The following is a 16,291-nucleotide window of genomic DNA, read 5'->3' as shown; positions in this document are numbered from 1 at the left end:
CCCCCCACATGCAGATCCTCATTCATTTCGTATTTTCATCATGCTGTGGGTATCGCATATAGAGACTCAGAGCCATAGAACGCTGATAACCTGAATCGCTGTTATTATTCCCGCACTACAGGTAAATGGCGGCTTTATTCGGTATATGAACACGAATCGTGAGCAGTTTCCGTTGCCGGAAGATTTAAAGGTCTTCCTGACTGTTATCCGAAAAAATGGCTTCGCGAATGCCGCTGAAGAGTTGGGTTATTCACCTGCCTACATAAGCAAACGCATTTCCGTACTTGAGTCGACTCTAGCCACAAAGCTGCTGCACCGCACAACAAGACGTATTGCGCTGACCGACGACGGCGAACGAGCCCGGCAATGGGCAGAAAAACTGCTGGGGGACCTCCAGGAATTTCTTGGTGAAATATCCGAAGCGCGGCATCAACCTACAGGGTCGCTGCATATTTGCAGCAGCTTCGGTTTTGGACGTAACCACGTAGCACCAGCGATCTGCAAACTATCGCAGACGTACCCGAAACTCGATATCCGTCTGGACGTGTTTGATCGTGTAGTCGATATCGTCGGCGAAGGGTTTGACCTTGAGATACGTGTCGGGGATGACCTGCCTGGTCAGCACCTGGGCCGAAAACTTGTGAGCAATCGACGAGTGCTGTGTGCAACTACGGAGTATCTGGAGCGGCGAGGCATGCCACACTCATTAGATGACCTGACCACCCATGATTGCTTGGTACTGAAAGAGCGAAATAACGCATTCGGCGTCTGGAACCTGACAAAGGACGGACACGAAGAGTCGGTGCGCGTAAGCGGCCCTTTGTCCTCCAACAACGGTGAGATTGTTCTGGAGTGGGCATTGAGCGGTGGAGGGATCTTGTTGCGGTCGATGTGGGACGTTAAACCGATGCTGGAACAAGGACGACTGGTGCAAGTCCTTCACGAATACACTCAAAGTGCGAACGTATGGGCTGTGTACCCCACCAGACTTAGCGAGTCGGCGAAATTGAGGGTTTGTGTCGAGTTTCTCGAAGAGTATTTTCGCCATCTATCGGTTGAGTGATGCCCTGGCGGTAGATCTCAGCATGCGATCTACCGTCCACGGTGTTTCCATCTGGTTCACAACCAGGGATTCTCCGACAGATACCGAGTTTCAAAGCTGCGAATCTGTTCGGTACGCTGAAGCGTGGTGCCAATGGCATCCAGGCCGAGTAACAGCGACTGCTTACGCAATAGATCAATCTCAAAGTGAATAACTGCACCGTCAGCTAATTCGATCGTTTGTTCTGGCAGATTCACGTTGATCTTCGCTGTTGCTGCGTTGCTGATAACGCCTGCAATTTGTTTCAGCTGCGCTTCGGACACCTGGATGGCCAGCACGCCATTTCGCTGGCAGTTGTCATAAAAAATACCAGCGAAGCTTGTGCCAATGAGTGCTCTGATACCGACTTGCTTCAAGCCCCAGACGGCATGCTCGCGGCTTGATCCACAACCAAAGTTTGGCCCGACTACTAGAAAAGCGGCATCGTTCCAGGCGGGCTGATTGAGAATGAAAGCTGGATTGGGTTCGCCGGACTCAAGGAATCGCAGATCGAAGAACAGGCCTTGGTCCAGCCCCTTGCGATCGATCCCCTTGAGGAACTGCTTGGGCATGATGACGTCGGTGTCGATGTTGGAAGCCAAAAACGGTGCTGCACTGCCGATTACCGTGGTGAAAGGCTGCATGTTCACGCCTCCAGAGCGAAAGATCGAACGTCAGTCAAATGCCCGGTAATCGCCGCCGCAGCGACCATCGCGGGGCTCATCAGATGGGTGCGCGCACCGGCGCCCTGACGGCCTTCAAAATTGCGATTGGTACTGGATGCACACCGGTCACCGGGTGCGAGCACGTCATCATTCATGGCCAGGCACATCGAGCAGCCTGATTGCCGCCACTCAAAACCCGCATCCAGGAAAATCTGCGCGAGCCCCTCCTCTTCCGCCTGGCTACGCACCAAGGTCGATCCCGGGACGATCATTGCTCGCACATGGGCAGCGACTCGTTTACCGCGCACCACTCGTGCAACATCACGCAAGTCTTCAATCCTGGCATTGGTGCAGGAACCAATGAACGCATGGCTGATCATCACGTCGCTGAGCGGCATTCCGGGTACCAGGCCCATGTAGTCCAAGGCTCGTTGCATGCCCTGACGCAATATGAGGTCTGTCTGACTGGCGGGATCTGGTACACGACTTCCAACCGGCGCCGCCTGATCGGGGCTCGTCCCCCAGGTGACCATGGGTTCCAGCGCACCAACATCGAGAGTGACTTCACAATCAAACAGAGCACCTTCGTCGCTATGCAGTCCTCTCCATTTCGCGACTGCCTGCTCCCACATCTCGCCTTGAGGTGCGCGGGGCCTGGATTGCAGGTAGGCAAAAACTTTTTCGTCCGGTGCCATGAAGGCGCCTCTCGCACCCGCTTCTACAGCCATGTTGCAGATGGTCATCCTGGCTTCAACGCTGAGGTCATCGATCGTCGGCCCCGCGAACTCAATTGCGTAACCTGTGGCGCCCGAAGCTCCGATCTTTTCGATCAGAGCCATGATGATGTCCTTGGAGGTGACGCCGGTTGCGAGTGAACCGTTCACCGTTACACGCATGGTCTTCAAGCGTTTGTAGACCAGTGTCTGTGATGCCAGCAAGTGTTCTATTTCGGAGGTACCGATGCCGAAACCAAACGCGCCCAATGCACCATAGGTCGTGGTATGACTGTCACCGGCAGCAACGATCATGCCCGGCAGTATGAAGCCTTGCTCGGGCGCTACGACGTGCTCAATACCCTGACGTTTATCGAGAATATCGAACAGTTCAATTCCGAAGTCTCGGCAGTTTTCTTCGAAGTAAGAGACCTGCTGTGCGCCACCTGCATCTGGCATTGTGGAAGTACGAATTGGAGCAGTCGGGTTAACGTGGTCCACCACCGCCAAAGTCGCGCTCGGGCGCCAGACCTGGCGACCTGCTTCACGCATACCGCTAAAAGCCTGTGGACTTGTGTATTCATTGGCAACTTGGCGGTCAATGTATAAAAGGACATGGCCCTGATCATCGAGAACACAAACAGTGTGGCTGTCGATGTGTTTCTGGTAGAGCGTTCTTGGCTTATTCATTGAATGGGCTCTTTTCCGGGCTAAGCATGAATATGTGTGCGGTATGTCAACAGCTTATTTTTGCCGCTGATTCTCTATCAATAGCGATAAGGTGAAGGCGTTGTGCACGATGCGTGAATAATCGTAAGTGCGTTTGTAGGACATTCATTTGTGGGGTACTGACGCCATGAGCCAACAGAATGGAATCTGTGCCGGGGGCGGCCTATTCGGGGGAAAGCTTGGCAGCCGCTGCGGCTGCTCGTGAACGACGGCCGCCCTTCAGGGCGATCGGTGCCATCTGGCTGCGATCCAGATCACCCTCCCAAGCCGCCACTACAAGGGCTGCGACGGCATTCCCGATGATATTGGTCAGGGATCGGCATTCCGCCATAAAACGGTCGACCCCGAGGATCAACACCATCGCCGCCACAGGTACCGTAGGCACTACCGCCAGGCTCGCGGCCAGCGCGACGAAACCCGCACCGACCACTGCGCCCGCACCCTTGGAGGTGAACATGGCCACCGCCAGCAAAGTCAGTTGTTGCTCAAGACTCAAATCGATGTTGGTCGCCTGAGCCAGGAACAACACAGCCAGGGTCATGTAGATATTGGTCCCGTCCAGGTTGAAGGTGTAGCCGGTCGGAACAACGATCCCCACTACACCTTTGGACGCACCAAGGCTTTCAAGTTTTTGAATCAGCTGCGGCAGCGCCGATTCTGAAGAGCTGGTGCCAAGCACAATGAGCAGTTCGGCCTTGATATACGCCAACAGTTTGAAAATATTGAAGCCGGCGTAGTGGGCGATGCTGCCAAGGACGCAAGAAATGAAAATGAATGCCGTGAGATAAAAGGTTCCGATCAATTTCAGCAGCGGCAGCAGCGAGCCGAGGCCGTACTTTCCGATAGTAAATGCAATCGCGCCAAACGCTCCGACAGGTGCCACGCGGCTGATGATGCCAACAATGCGGAAGAATACTTCGCTGGCCTGGTTGATCACGCTTACCAGTGGGCGGCCCTTTTCACCCACCATCACCAGCGCAACGCCGAACAGCACCGAAACAAACAGCACGGGCAGAATCTCACCCTTGGAGAACGCATCAAAAAACGTCGTTGGAATCACCTGCAGCAAAAAACCGGTAATGCCTTCGCCGTGCTCCGCCTGGCCGACAAAACCGGCAATCGCCGAAGAGTCGAGCGTCTTGACGTCGATGTTGAAGCCCGCCCCCGGGTGCAACAGATGGGCCGCCATCAATCCAATGACCAGAGCAACGCTCGAAACGATTTCGAAATACAGCAATGCCTTGCCGCCCACCCGCCCGACTTGCTTCACGTCGTGCATACTCGTGATTCCCGAGACCACCGTGCAGAAGATGATCGGGCCGATAATCATCTTGATCAGCTTGATGAATCCGTCACCCAATGGCTTGAAGTCGACGCCAATCTGGGGCCAGTAGTGGCCGACCACGATGCCCATGGCGATTGCTATGACGACCTGCACATAGAGCGTTGCCAGCAGTTTTCTGATTGTCATTGTTATTATCTCCAGGCGTGTTTCGGGCATGACTATTGCGCGCAGGCCAATGATGTCCTGCGGCGCGAGGCTGGTTCATATCAGTGAAAGGCGGGTGTCAACGCAGGAAAGCCATTGCCTCGGCGAGCAATACCTCTGGGACTTCTTCAGCAAGGTAATGGCCGGCGGGCAACGCCCTGCCACGAACATCTGTGGCGACCTGTTGCCATTCCTTGAGCGGTTCGAAGCAACGACCGACCGTGCCCTCGGCGCCCCATAAAACCAGCAATGGTAGACTCAGGTGACGACCGGATTGGATGTCGGCACGGTCATGCTCAAGATCTATGCTGGCGCTGGCGCGGTAGTCCTCGCAGATACCCCGGGCGGCGCCCGGAAGTTTCAGGCAGCGCAGGTATTCGCCGAAAGCTTCGTGAGTAAACGGTTTGAGCCCCGCACTACGACTGCCCATCACACTGCGCAGATAGGCTCCGGGGTCGGCTTCGATCAGGGTTTCCGGCAATGGTGCCGGGCGAATCAGGAAAAACCAGTGCCAGTACGCGCGGGCAAATGCTTCGTTGGTTTGGGCGTACATCGACAAGGTCGGCGCGATGTCGAGCAGCACCATGCGTTGCACTGCCCCGGGATGATCCAACGCCAGGCGATGGGCAACGCGGGCGCCACGGTCGTGGGCCAGCAGAGAGAAGCGTTCGAAGCCCAAGGAATTCATCAGCTCGACACCGTCCTTGGCCATTTCGCGTTTGGAGTAGTTGGTGTGGTCGTCGTTGGCTGGAGGCTTACCGCTATCACCATAACCGCGCAGGTCGGCGGCAATCACGGTGAAATGCTCGGCCAGTTGTTCGGCGACCTTGTGCCAAATGACATGGGTCTGAGGGTGACCGTGCAGCAACAGCAGGCCCGGCCCGCTCCCGCCAATGCGATAGGCAATGTCCACACCGTTGACATGACGCTGGTCTTTGAGGAATCCGGCAAACATGAGGTGACTCCTTGTTGTAGTTGCCTACATCCTGAAATCGTTGGCGCTAAAGAAAAAGCCGCAAACCGTGGTGCGATTATTCATGAACCGTGTTCAACGGACGCCTGTTCGATCCATCACGAACAAACTGCCGTCTTCAAGTAATATCGGACACCCCTTTTTTGTGCATATCCCTCAGATCAGTCCAAACATACAAACTCATCTTCGAAGCCCAGCTATCGATCAGGAAGATCGGCGCATCAGCATCTGATAGCTGGCACTTTTTCCCGAGAAACCCGGGGCGTCATTTCGCCCGAAACAGACACTACGCGCGACGTATTTGCCTGATGGCCCAACGCCTGAGTAGAATGCGATTCATTATCAATCATGTATGTCCCGGGATGCCGATGCGTAGCGACGAAACACTAGGTACTGCAGATCCAGGGCTGCTCTATCGCACCCACTTCTCGTGGCTACAGGGCTGGCTGATTCGGCGCATCGGCTGTCGCGACAACGCCGCAGATCTGGCGCAGGACACTTTCGTCCGCGTACTCAAACACCGTCATCAGTCCGGCGCTCTGCGCGAGCCACGCGCCTATTTGAGCAGCATCGCCCGCGGGTTGATGATTGATCAGTATCGTCGTCGCGAACTCGAACGTTCCTACCTGGAAAGCATCACCTTGCTGCCTCAACACGAGGTTCCATCGGAAGAAAGCCGGCTGATGATTCTCGATGCGCTCGAGCGCATAGACCGTCTGCTTGACTCGCTTAAACCAAGAGTTCGTCAGGCGTTTTTATTTGCCCGACTCGACGGTCTGACCTGCGCGCAAATCGCCGAAAAGCTCGGTGTTTCCCGCGCGACGGTGGAGCGCGATCTGGCCACGGCCCTGCAACACTGCTATCGCTTGCGTTATGTCGAGGCCTGAGCCCGAGGCGCTGGATCCGGCCATTGTCGAGCAGGCGATCCAATGGCTGGTGCGCCTTCGCTTCAATCAAGCCGATGAACAGACACAGCGCACGTTCGAGCACTGGCTGCAGCAGCGCCCGGAGCATGGATTGGCGTGGCAGCGTGTGGAAACGCTTGGCGATGAATTCGAAGGCGTACCAGCTCAGCTGGCTCGACAAACCCTTAAGGGCGCCCAACATGGAATGCGCCGGCGGGAGAGCCTGAAGCTACTGGGCATATTGGCGACCGTTGGCACGGCAGCCTGGCTCGGCCGCGACTACACCCCCCTGCCCTCCATGCTTGCACAGCAGCGCAGCAGCACCGGCGAGCAACGACGTTTCCAACTCGATGATGGCAGCCTTATCCAGCTCAATAGCGATAGCGCCGTCGACAGCGATTTCGACGCCCAGCGGCGCCTGATCATCCTGCGCCGTGGTGAAATCATCGTGAATGTCGGTGCGGATCAACACTCGCCGCAAGCGCGACCGTTGTGGGTGCAATCACGCGACGGGATCATGCGAGCCCACAGCTCGCGCTTTCTGGTCCGCGAGCGTGACGACGGCACTCTGGTCGCAGCTCAGGAAGGATCAGTCACGGTTTTCCCCGGTTCCGGCCAAGCGTCTGCAAGCCGCAACGTCCTGGCAGGAAACCAACTGCTGTTCACCTCAAGTGACGCCCGAACGTTCAGGGACAACGGCCTCGATCTATGGGCTTGGGGTGACGGTGTGATCAGTGCGAACCATATGCGCCTTGGTGACTTCATCGCAGAGTTGTCGCGTTATCGCCCAGGAGTCCTGCGCTGCGCGGAAGAGGTCGCTGATCGACGCGTTTCCGGCACCTTCCAGCTCGCCGACAACGATCGGGTCCTGGCATTGATCGCGCAGTCACTGCGCCTGCACATTGATTACCGAACCCGTTATTGGGTCACCGTAACCGCTGCCACCTGACTCCACCCGAATATTTTTTCGCTACCTGAAAAATAATGAGGTGGTTTCTCATTCTCGTTCGACCTATAAGGAAGGCCGGAATACAGGCCAGTCTGCCGATGTCCTTTCTTGGAGCGAGAAAATGAGTTCGTCCCCGGTTTCACAGCGCCATCCATTAAGTCGTGCCATGCACGGTGCGATCCTGGGTTTGATCGTGAGCAGCTACGCATTGCCATCGCTGGCGCAAACCTCGGGCGCTGATCACAGCAATCAAGTCAAACAGTGGAATATCGCCCCCGGGCCACTGGCGCCAGCGCTTGACCGCTTTGCGCGCGAGGCTGGCATCAGTCTTTCCTTCGACGCCTCGAGTGTGGCGAACCGCACCACGGCTGGGGTGAATGGCTCGCTCGATACATCGGCAGCGCTGTCATCGTTGCTCCAGGGAAGCGAATTGCAGGTCGAACAGCAAGGCCCGAATGCTTACCTGCTGACCCCTCAAGCAAAAACCGCCGGCCCGCTGGAGCTCGACGCAACGGCTGTTGAGGACTACCGCCTCGCCCCGCTCATCATCAATGCCAAGGTCCGGGTCAGTGCCGACGACGACGCCAACTCGGTGGTTGCCAAGGAGCTCTGGGTGGGCGGCAAGGTCGCCACCAGCATTCTCAATACACCGGCATCGGTGTCGGTGGTGACCAACAAGGAAATGCAGCAGCGCAGCGTCAGCACCACGGAAGAAGCGCTGCAATACACGCCGGGCGTGGTCAGCGACTTTTATGGTACGGATGATCGCAACGACTATTTCCAGATCCGCGGCTTCCAGGCCACCACCTACCGTGACGGCTTGACCCTCAGCTCAATGCGCGGCGTACGCGAAGACCCATTCGCCTATGAGCGCATCGAGATTCTGCGTGGCGCCAACTCCACCCTGTTTGGCCCTGCGGACCCGGGCGGTTCGGTGAATTTCGTGACCAAACAGCCGCGCTTCGAGAAGTTTGGCCAAGGCTATGTGACCTACGGTTCGTTTGACCATGTCGAGACAGGCATTGATGTCGGCGATGCGCTGAACGACGAGAAAACCCTGGCCGGCCGCTTTACAGCCAAAGGCCAGAACAGCGACCGCGAGTACGATCATTCGCAGGACGACAACCAGTTGTTTATGGGTGGCCTCACCTGGGCACCGACGGATTACACGTCGGCCACGATGATTCTGGATTACCTGAAAACCGAGAGTTCGCCCAACAGCGGCGGCTATCCGCTGGATCGGGAATACGACCGCAGCAAGTTTTATGGCGAGCCCAGCTACAACTTCCACGATGTCGAGCGCACCAGCCTCAGCGGTAACGTCACCCATGATTTCGACAACGGTTTCGTGCTGCGCAGCAATCTGCGTTACAGCAAGTTGACCGATGATTTCGGCTACGTGTACCTCAGCGACAGCGCCGCGCGTGTCGGTACCACCGTTGATCGATACCTGTTTGGCACCGACACCGAAGCTGACCAGTTCAACGGCAATCTGATGCTGCAATACGATGCCCGCTTCGAGAACATCGACAGCAGCAGCCTGGTGGGCGTGGAGTATCTCGATTCGACCACCAAGGAAAGCTCGGTCTACGCCCTGACGACCCCGATCGACATTGCCAACCCGGTGTTTACTGGCGTTCCACGCTCAATCGCGCCGTATGCTGTCAACAAACGAGACGCGACCACCAAGGCCGTCTTCCTTCAGCAGAACCTGTCGTTCTACGAGCGCTTCATCGTCACCGGGGGTGTGCGCAACGACTCGATGGACCTGACCAGCAAAGGCTTGCAATCCACTGAGAAAGACACCTTCTCCGAAACCTCCTACCGAGGTGCGTTGACCTATATCGTCAACGATGAGGTGTCCACCTACGTGAGCATGGTCGAATCCGTCTCGCCGCCGCAGGTTGGCGTGACACCGCAGACAGGCAGGCAGTACGAAGTGGGCGTGAAGTATGCGCCGATGGGAATGGATGCACTGTTCTCCGCCGCCGTGTATGACCTGACCCAGGAAAACGTCACCATCGCCGTGGTGCTGCCGAGCGGCATCATCGAGCAGCAGACGGTGGGTGAATCACGTGCACGCGGCCTCGACCTGGAGGCCAAGGCGCAGGTGACGCAGAACCTCAGCCTGATCGGTGGCTATTCCTATATGGAGTCCGAAGTACTGCGCGGTTCGTTGTACGACGGCAGCTCGCTGAAGGGTAACGAGTTCGCCACGGCACCCAAACATTCAGCTTCGCTCTGGAGTTACTACGACGTACCCGCCACTGATGTCAGCGTGGGCCTGGGTGCGCGCTACGTCGGCGCTTATTACTTCGATGCAGCCAACTCCGGCAAAAGCGATGGCACCACGCTGTTCGACGCCGCCTTCAACTACAAGATCGCCAAAGGCACCGACCTGGCTGTGAACCTCAGCAACCTGCTGGACGAGCAGCACGTGGTCGGCTCCGGCACCGCGAACTTCTACAACCCGGGCCGCGAGATTACCGCCAAGCTGAGCTACAACTGGTAAGCAGGCGGGTCAGCGTTTTCCCCACACAGAAAACGGTGCCAGCGTTACCGCGGGCACCGTTAACTACGGGCAATACCCAGCTTGATCTACGCTTGAATGAAATCACGCGGAGAAACAGATCATGTCCCTCGCTCCCGGAAAGCTATTTGCCTTGGCTGTGGGTGTCTTCGTTTGCACATCCGTGCTTGGACAAGGGGCAGCAGACAGCGATTCTCCACCGGCGATACTGCCCTTGGCATCCGAGAGTGCGCCGAGACTCATTGCCTACCCGCCGCTTGCCGAGCCGCTCGCCCGTGGAGTGGTCATCATCCAGTTTCGAACAGAGCACGCCAGGATCATGCCGGTATTTGGCAAAGTGGCTGCTGAGGTATCACCACGCTTAGGTCACCTTCACGTGACCGTCGATGACTGGAAAGGTACGTGGGCGCACACCAGTGAAGACCCGATTATCCTGGTCGGGCTAACGCCCGGTCCTCACAAGGTACTCTTGGAAGTGGCCGACCCGACGCACCAGATCATCACCAGTACGACAGTGAGTTTTACAGTACCGGAGAAGAAACCGATGGACGCTCCCCGTACTGACGATCATCACGCGGTAAAACCATGACTGCTGTGCTATTCACCGAAACAGGCAACAATCGGCGTCTCTGCCAGCGAATGACTGGCTCAATATCTCCAGAAAACCGGGGTCACGAGCACCAACACCGTCAGGATTTCCAACCGGCCTAGCAGCATGCCAACGGTGAGTAGCCATTTGGCCGCATCTGGCAGTGACGAGAAATTACCTGCCGGTCCAATAATGGTGCCCAGGCCGGGGCCGACGTTACACACCGCCGTAGCGGCACCGCTCAGGGCGGTAATCCAATCAAGCCCGATCAGAGCCAGGCCCAAAGCGATGGCGGCAATCGTGATGGTGAAAAAAAACGAGAAGGTCAGCAGCGAGCGGACGATTTCCTCGTCGATGGGATGGCCGTTGTATTTTTTCTGAATCACGGCTCGAGGGTGGATCAACTGCTTCAAGCTGCTGACCAGAAGCGCGGCAGCCACCTGAAAACGGAAGATTTTCAGCCCGCCTGCCGTTGAGCCGGAACAGCCTCCGACGAAGGTCAGATAGAAAAACAGCAAAACAGCGAAGCTGCCCCACAAGGTGTAGTCGCCAACTGCAATTCCGGTGGTCGTGACGACCGAGGTCACATTGACCGCCACGATACGAAACGCATCCCACCATCCGTAGTCGCTGTGCAAATACAGCCAGGTACCTACCGCCAACGATGTGACGAGCAGGAATCCAATAAACCCGCGTACCTGGTGGTCCCTGATCAGCGCACGCCGATTGCCGCGGCAGGTTGCGACGTACAAGGTGAATGGCAGGCTGCCCAGGATCATGATGACTACCGCCACCCAGTGAATTGCTGGCTGCTCCCAGTGCCCGAGGGAGGAGTCCGACGTCGAGAACCCGCCGGTAGAGATCAACGACATTGCGTGGTTGATCGCTTCGAATGGGGTCATTCCTGCGAGCCAGAGCGCCAAGGTGCCGATACCCGTCAGGCCCAGATAGAGCAAAAGAATGTACTTGGCTGCGACATGAGAACGTGGTGTCACTTTCTCCGACCAGTCCGAGGACTCTGTCTGGAAAAGACGCATGCCGCCGACTCGCAAGAGCGGAAGAATCGCGACAGCCATGCCGATAAAACCGATGCCGCCTAGCCAGTGCAGCATGGAACGCCAGATCAACAAGCCGGGAGAGGCGCTATCCAGACCGGTGAGTACCGTCGAGCCAGTGGTTGTGATGCCCGACATCGTTTCAAAGAACGCATCGGTGTAGCTGATATCGCTGATGAAAACCATGGGTAACGCTGCGAAGGCGCACACAACAACCCAGCTAGCGGTAGTCAGCAGGTACATGTCCCTGGGCCGAAGATTGCCAGTCTCCGGACGCCCTCGCATGATCAACAGCAGACCACAGATGAAGGTAATCAGACTCGACCAGAGAAAGGCCGACAGTTCGTCGCTATGCTCATAGATCACCAGCGTCATCATGGGTATAGCCATGCTTACCGCCAGGGTGATCAAAAAAATACCCAAAATGAAGCCGATAAGCCGAATTGCTGCGAGGGACATCACGATAGCGTTCCAAATTAGCGCCGCGCAGTATCGGATGCCCTCAATAAAGACTGCGTAAATTCTCCGTAAAATTTTTACCTGCAATCAGTCAGGCTGCGGGAGTCAAAGCGTGGCTATGAGTCAATTATAGGCCTTCGCAAAAGGCCGGAAACGGCAGAAGCCGCCAGTGCCAGCCCTCTTCGCATCAAACGAGTCCCGACCTGATGCTGCATGCTGCGCGTAAAATCTGGCTGCAGCATGCAGCGCCCTGCAAATGGAAGTTGATCTGCGCTGATCGCTCATCAGGAGGAAACGAGTCTCTCGTAATCAGAGAAGGGCTTGAGCGCGCAGTACTGCACGTGTAGCAGATTCCCTTTGACGTAAGGCAGCGCCTCGATGTAATCACGCGTCTCTTCGAAGGTGACGGACTCCAGTTCAAACGCGGCACCGGGACCATCGGCCCAAACAATGGATGGGCGCCACACATTTCCTGACACGAAAGCTGAACGGAGTAAGTGCGGAGATGAGCTTGAACGTCCTCGCCTACAACTTGAAACGAGTCATGAAAATTCTCGGTACCAGCAGTTTAATGAAGGCGCTGTCGGCCTGAAGAGGTCTGTATTTTGGCCACCCAGCAAGGTAGAAGCGGCGCGAGGGGCTCCCAGACCCTCGTGATGATCCGCAGGACTTGTTGTGAGCAATTACTCAGCTAACAACCGTCAGCGCTGCGCGCCGACAGTGCATCAGCGCGTTTTTACACACTCTGGGCCGGAAGCTGCCTCCTAGGCAGCGAACCGTGAATGGTCACTCGTCAAGCAAGGTCCAGCCATGGCAAATGCCGGCAAAGTCTTTTGCCGTAAAAAATAATGTCAGTTCCTTTGGGTCAAATTCTTTGTAGAGCCAATGCCCAGGAATGGGGCCTCTCGTTATCGCGTATTCCAAGCGGTATTTTTGAACAGGTCCAAACCCGAAGGAGCGTGAATTCAACTCAAACCTGTCACCTCTGTTGAGCGCCCATAGCTTTTCAACAAGGCAGTCATCAAGCACCACCTCTCCCGCTACCTCAATGAGATACTTTGAATGAAGTTTCTGTTGAAGCCTAACGCTTCTGGCCATGCATCAACCTACCTATGAACAGTCCGAGCATCGGCGCAATAATACTTGAACATGATGATGACCGCTTTGGGTTGGAAAAAAGTGCGTTGGGCGTCCGCCTTTGGCCGTTTTTGCCTATCGCGAAAAGCAGAAATCCAACTCTTGGAGTCAGTGAACATCGGCTGAAATTGGCCCGGGCGGTTCGAGAACGCGGTCTGAAAGATTAACAACGCAGGCTGGGAATCTGCTTCGTATCGCTATACGCCAAGGCATCAAAGCTTTTTGCTCTGAAGCCAGTCATCAATAGCAACAACGAGTTCTGACTTGCAATACAGCGGCCGCCAGTGCGCACCTGGCGGGCTCGTTATGGTGAGACCTGCACAAACCGCCCGCATAGGGTCGCCAATCGATTGCCCTTGATATTGTCCATCTGGTCGTAGTCGCCGTTCACAAACAGGACAGGCAATGACAACCTGTCGCGATCCGGCGCGCGACAAGCGTAGGCGATGTTGGCGTCATCGTTTAGATACCATGCGCAGGGAGAGCGGAAGCCTCGCTCCTCGAATAGCCTGCACCAGCACGGAAAAGTCCGTCACTGGCCAGTGCAGGTGTTCATGATTTTTCAGCATGTAGCCGCCGATCATCACTAAACGGCTTTTTTGCTCAGCCGCCAACAGCGCCACCCGCTTTGCCCCTTCTACGTTCACCGCTCGAGAGTGTTCCACTGAAAGCCCCCATGCGAAGTGGGCACCCAAGTGGAATATGACGCTGGCGCGCCTCAGCACTTCTCGGTCAGCAACACTCAGCCCGAGGTTGTCTTGTTCCAGATCGCCAGCTACGGCGAATACCTGGTTTGCGCACCCGCCCAACAACTATCGCGTTTACAACGAGCAAACTCTGCAGGATCTGGACTTTATCCAGCGCGCGCAAAGCATGGGTTTTTCTCTGGGGGAAATAGGCGAGATTCTGGATGCGCAGCGGAACAAGCTGATCGATTGTGCTGAAGGTGCGAAGCTGATTGAAAATAAGATGGCAGACATCAAACAGAAAATCGGCAACCTCCAAAGCATTTATCGGTATCTGGATGAAGAGCGTGCAACCCTGGAAGCCAGTGCCGCCAGGCAACTTGAGCTTCAGCGACTGAGCAACTCCTCCAATCATTAAATCAGCTCGTTTTCCAGGTGCATCATGGTGATCATTCCTGGCCGGTTTCTCTCAGTCACGATGGGCGGAATTCAGGCGTTCGGCTAGACGTGTACACCCATGCACAGCAGATATCAGCAGTCCGGCAACTCGCACCGCGCAGCAGCTTTCAACGCCAATTCCACGCTGCAGTCTGCCGAGACTCACTCCTCACTCGGGTCGTAACTGTTCACATTGGGCACTTGCAGATGCAGGCGCCCAAGCAAGTCAATCAACGTATCGACCTCAGCATGGGTCAGTCCGCTGAGCAGGCGCGACTCTCGTTCCAACGCAACCTTGAGTACACGGTCATGCAATTCTTTGCCGCTGGCCGTCAATCGCACGGTGTAACGCCGTGCATCCTTGGGATCCAGCTGACTGGTGATCCGCCCCGCTGCTTCCAGCGTTTGCAATGAACGACTGACAGCGCTCTTGTCGAGACCGATCGCCTGACAGATTCGATTGGCGGTGATGTCGGATTCCACGGCCAGCATTGAAAGCATCCGCCATTCAACCACGCCAATCCCGAAGTGTTTGCGATAGCACTGGGAAGCCCCGGTGGCGAGTTTGTTCGCCAGGAACGTCACCAGGCCAGGTACATAACGCGACAGGTTCAGTTGTGTATCGGTAGCCATCGAGAAAACACCGTAGATCGAAGATCTTGTAATTTGGTTGACACCGCAACCAATTTGTCTGAGGATTTACTCAGCCAAGCATTGCGGACAATGCGCCGCATGATACGCCGTAGCACAACCTCAAAAAAATAATTAACAGGTCTTGCTTATGAACTCTCGCCAGCCTTGCCCTTCCGTGGCGCCCATGATTTCCCACCGTTTCTACTTCTTCGCGCCCGGCTGATTCGTCACCCGCTCGCCCCCTTTTTTCCGCTCGTTTTCAGCAGCCACTTCAATGTGGAGGGAGAAGTCATGCTTCAAGTCAACGTCGCCCGCAAGGTCGTCGAGGTCGAGGGTATTTGCAGTTTCGAGCTGTGCGCAGCGGACGGTCGGCCGTTACCACCATTCAACGCCGGCGCTCACATCGACATCCACATTGCCGGCGGCCTCACCCGGCAATACTCGCTGTGCAATGACTCCAAAGAACGTCATCGCTACGTAATCAGTGTGCTGAAGGATCCTGCCTCACGCGGCGGTTCCAACGCGATGCACGACACCATCAGTCAGGGACAGACACTCAGCATCAGCGAACCACGCAACCTCTTTCCACTCGCCGAATCAGCGAAGCGTCACCTGCTGTTTGGCGGCGGTATCGGCATTACGCCGATGTTGGCAATGGCTCATGAACTGCATCATCAAGGTGCGGATTTCGAGCTGCATTACTGCTTTCGATCCAGCGAGCGTGCCGCGTTTATCCAATACCTGCGGCAAGCGCCATTCGCAAACCACGTGTATTTGCATGACGACAGCGGCGCGCCCGAACAGAAACTCGATGCGACCACCCTCCTCGCCGCGCCAGACACTACAACTCACCTCTACGTGTGCGGCCCGGGCGGCTTCATGAATTTCATCCTCGACACCGCGCAGGCCGCTGGCTGGCCGGAAGATCGTGTGCACAGAGAGTTTTTCGCCGCCGCACCTGTCGATGCAAGCGCTGATTCGCCTTTCGAAGTCCAGCTTGCGAGCACAGGGCAGATTTTTTACATCCCCGCCGATCGCACTGTTTTCGAAGTGCTCGATGAGGCCGGGATTGCCATCGAGTCATCGTGCGAGCAAGGCGTCTGCGGCATTTGTGTCACGGGCTTGCTCGAAGGCATTGGCGATCACCGTGACCAGTTCATGACCGCCGCCGAACACGCTGCCAACGACCGTTTCACCCCCTGCTGCTCACGTGCCAAATCGCCCCGTCTGGTATTGGATCTTTGACCTGAACCGAGCATC

General features: G+C 56.3%; 14 protein-coding genes and 2 pseudogenes. 8 read left to right on the top strand and 8 right to left on the bottom strand.

Annotated elements, in window-relative coordinates; translation table 11 throughout:
* Positions 1 to 145: 145 nt before the first annotated feature.
* Positions 146 to 1,063, top strand: a complete 918-nt coding sequence (locus tag F8N49_RS00280; protein WP_122746213.1) for a LysR substrate-binding domain-containing protein — start codon at positions 146 to 148, stop codon at positions 1,061 to 1,063.
* Between the two features lie 56 nt (positions 1,064 to 1,119).
* Here the strand turns inward: F8N49_RS00280 and leuD are convergent, their stop codons facing one another.
* The 4 genes from leuD to F8N49_RS00260 all read right to left on the bottom strand — a co-directional run bounded on the left by leuD (position 1,120) and on the right by F8N49_RS00260 (position 5,632).
* Positions 1,120 to 1,725, bottom strand: a complete 606-nt coding sequence (gene leuD / locus F8N49_RS00275; RefSeq protein WP_110645312.1) for a 3-isopropylmalate dehydratase small subunit — start codon at positions 1,723 to 1,725, stop codon at positions 1,120 to 1,122.
* A gap of 2 nt (positions 1,726 to 1,727) precedes the next feature.
* Positions 1,728 to 3,149 (bottom strand): 3-isopropylmalate dehydratase large subunit, encoded by a 1,422-nt coding sequence (gene leuC / locus F8N49_RS00270; protein WP_122746212.1) that lies wholly within the window; start codon positions 3,147 to 3,149, stop codon positions 1,728 to 1,730.
* A 202-nt stretch (positions 3,150 to 3,351) separates the two neighbouring features.
* Entirely contained in the window at positions 3,352 to 4,659 is a 1,308-nt protein-coding gene (gene dctA, locus F8N49_RS00265) for a C4-dicarboxylate transporter DctA (protein WP_151550556.1), read from the bottom strand.
* 97 nt (positions 4,660 to 4,756) lie between these two features.
* Positions 4,757 to 5,632 carry an alpha/beta fold hydrolase gene (locus F8N49_RS00260; RefSeq protein WP_151550555.1) on the bottom strand — a complete coding sequence of 292 codons (876 nt, stop codon included), beginning with the start codon at positions 5,630 to 5,632 and terminating at the stop codon, positions 4,757 to 4,759.
* 386 nt (positions 5,633 to 6,018) lie between these two features.
* Here F8N49_RS00260 and F8N49_RS00255 point away from each other — a divergent pair, with 386 nt between their 5' ends.
* The 4 genes from F8N49_RS00255 to F8N49_RS00240 all read left to right on the top strand — a co-directional run bounded on the left by F8N49_RS00255 (position 6,019) and on the right by F8N49_RS00240 (position 10,623).
* Positions 6,019 to 6,537: a sigma-70 family RNA polymerase sigma factor gene (locus F8N49_RS00255; protein WP_130902574.1), complete on the top strand. Its 519-nt coding sequence runs from the start codon at positions 6,019 to 6,021 to the stop codon at positions 6,535 to 6,537.
* Positions 6,524 to 7,504: a FecR domain-containing protein gene (locus F8N49_RS00250; protein WP_151550554.1), complete on the top strand. Its 981-nt coding sequence runs from the start codon at positions 6,524 to 6,526 to the stop codon at positions 7,502 to 7,504. Before F8N49_RS00255 ends, F8N49_RS00250 begins: the two co-directional genes overlap by 14 nt.
* 121 nt (positions 7,505 to 7,625) lie before the next feature.
* Positions 7,626 to 10,016, top strand: a complete 2,391-nt coding sequence (locus tag F8N49_RS00245) for a TonB-dependent siderophore receptor (RefSeq protein ID WP_151550553.1) — start codon at positions 7,626 to 7,628, stop codon at positions 10,014 to 10,016.
* Positions 10,017 to 10,137: 121 nt separating this feature from the next.
* Entirely contained in the window at positions 10,138 to 10,623 is a 486-nt protein-coding gene (locus tag F8N49_RS00240) for a DUF6130 family protein (RefSeq protein WP_151550552.1), read from the top strand.
* A gap of 59 nt (positions 10,624 to 10,682) precedes the next feature.
* On the opposite strand, the gene F8N49_RS00235 is transcribed toward F8N49_RS00240, so the two are convergent.
* A complete protein-coding gene (locus F8N49_RS00235) occupies positions 10,683 to 12,137 on the bottom strand; it encodes a TrkH family potassium uptake protein (RefSeq protein ID WP_151550551.1) in 1,455 nt (484 codons plus the stop codon).
* A gap of 445 nt (positions 12,138 to 12,582) precedes the next feature.
* On the opposite strand from F8N49_RS00235, the pseudogene F8N49_RS00230 reads away from it, so the two are divergent.
* Positions 12,583 to 12,729: pseudogene (locus F8N49_RS00230) on the top strand (IS5/IS1182 family transposase); the annotation flags it as partial.
* A 194-nt stretch (positions 12,730 to 12,923) separates the two neighbouring features.
* Here F8N49_RS00230 and F8N49_RS00225 read toward each other — a convergent pair.
* Together F8N49_RS00225 and F8N49_RS00215 are read right to left on the bottom strand one after the other, a co-directional pair.
* On the bottom strand, positions 12,924 to 13,235 hold the full coding sequence (locus tag F8N49_RS00225; protein ID WP_122746205.1) for a hypothetical protein: 312 nt from the start codon (positions 13,233 to 13,235) through the stop codon (positions 12,924 to 12,926).
* Between the two features lie 584 nt (positions 13,236 to 13,819).
* A pseudogene (locus F8N49_RS00215) lies at positions 13,820 to 14,083 on the bottom strand (SDR family oxidoreductase); the annotation flags it as partial.
* Between F8N49_RS00215 and F8N49_RS00210 the strand changes: the two are divergent.
* The gene (locus tag F8N49_RS00210) at positions 13,977 to 14,378 is read left to right on the top strand and encodes a MerR family DNA-binding protein (RefSeq protein WP_256675366.1); all 402 of its coding nucleotides are present in this window, start codon (positions 13,977 to 13,979) and stop codon (positions 14,376 to 14,378) included. The pseudogene F8N49_RS00215 and the gene F8N49_RS00210 sit on opposite strands and share 107 nt — an antisense overlap.
* A gap of 182 nt (positions 14,379 to 14,560) precedes the next feature.
* On the opposite strand, the gene F8N49_RS00205 is transcribed toward F8N49_RS00210, so the two are convergent.
* Positions 14,561 to 15,031 carry a MarR family winged helix-turn-helix transcriptional regulator gene (locus F8N49_RS00205; protein WP_122746204.1) on the bottom strand — a complete coding sequence of 157 codons (471 nt, stop codon included), beginning with the start codon at positions 15,029 to 15,031 and terminating at the stop codon, positions 14,561 to 14,563.
* Between the two features lie 291 nt (positions 15,032 to 15,322).
* Between F8N49_RS00205 and F8N49_RS00200 the strand changes: the two genes are divergently transcribed.
* Positions 15,323 to 16,276 carry a PDR/VanB family oxidoreductase gene (locus F8N49_RS00200; protein WP_151550579.1) on the top strand — a complete coding sequence of 318 codons (954 nt, stop codon included), beginning with the start codon at positions 15,323 to 15,325 and terminating at the stop codon, positions 16,274 to 16,276.
* Positions 16,277 to 16,291: the final 15 nt, after the last annotated feature.

Source organism: Pseudomonas sp. GXM4, assembly GCF_008923895.1.
GTDB lineage: Bacteria > Pseudomonadota > Gammaproteobacteria > Pseudomonadales > Pseudomonadaceae > Aquipseudomonas > Aquipseudomonas atacamensis.
This window is presented reverse-complemented; position numbering and strand designations above follow the sequence as displayed.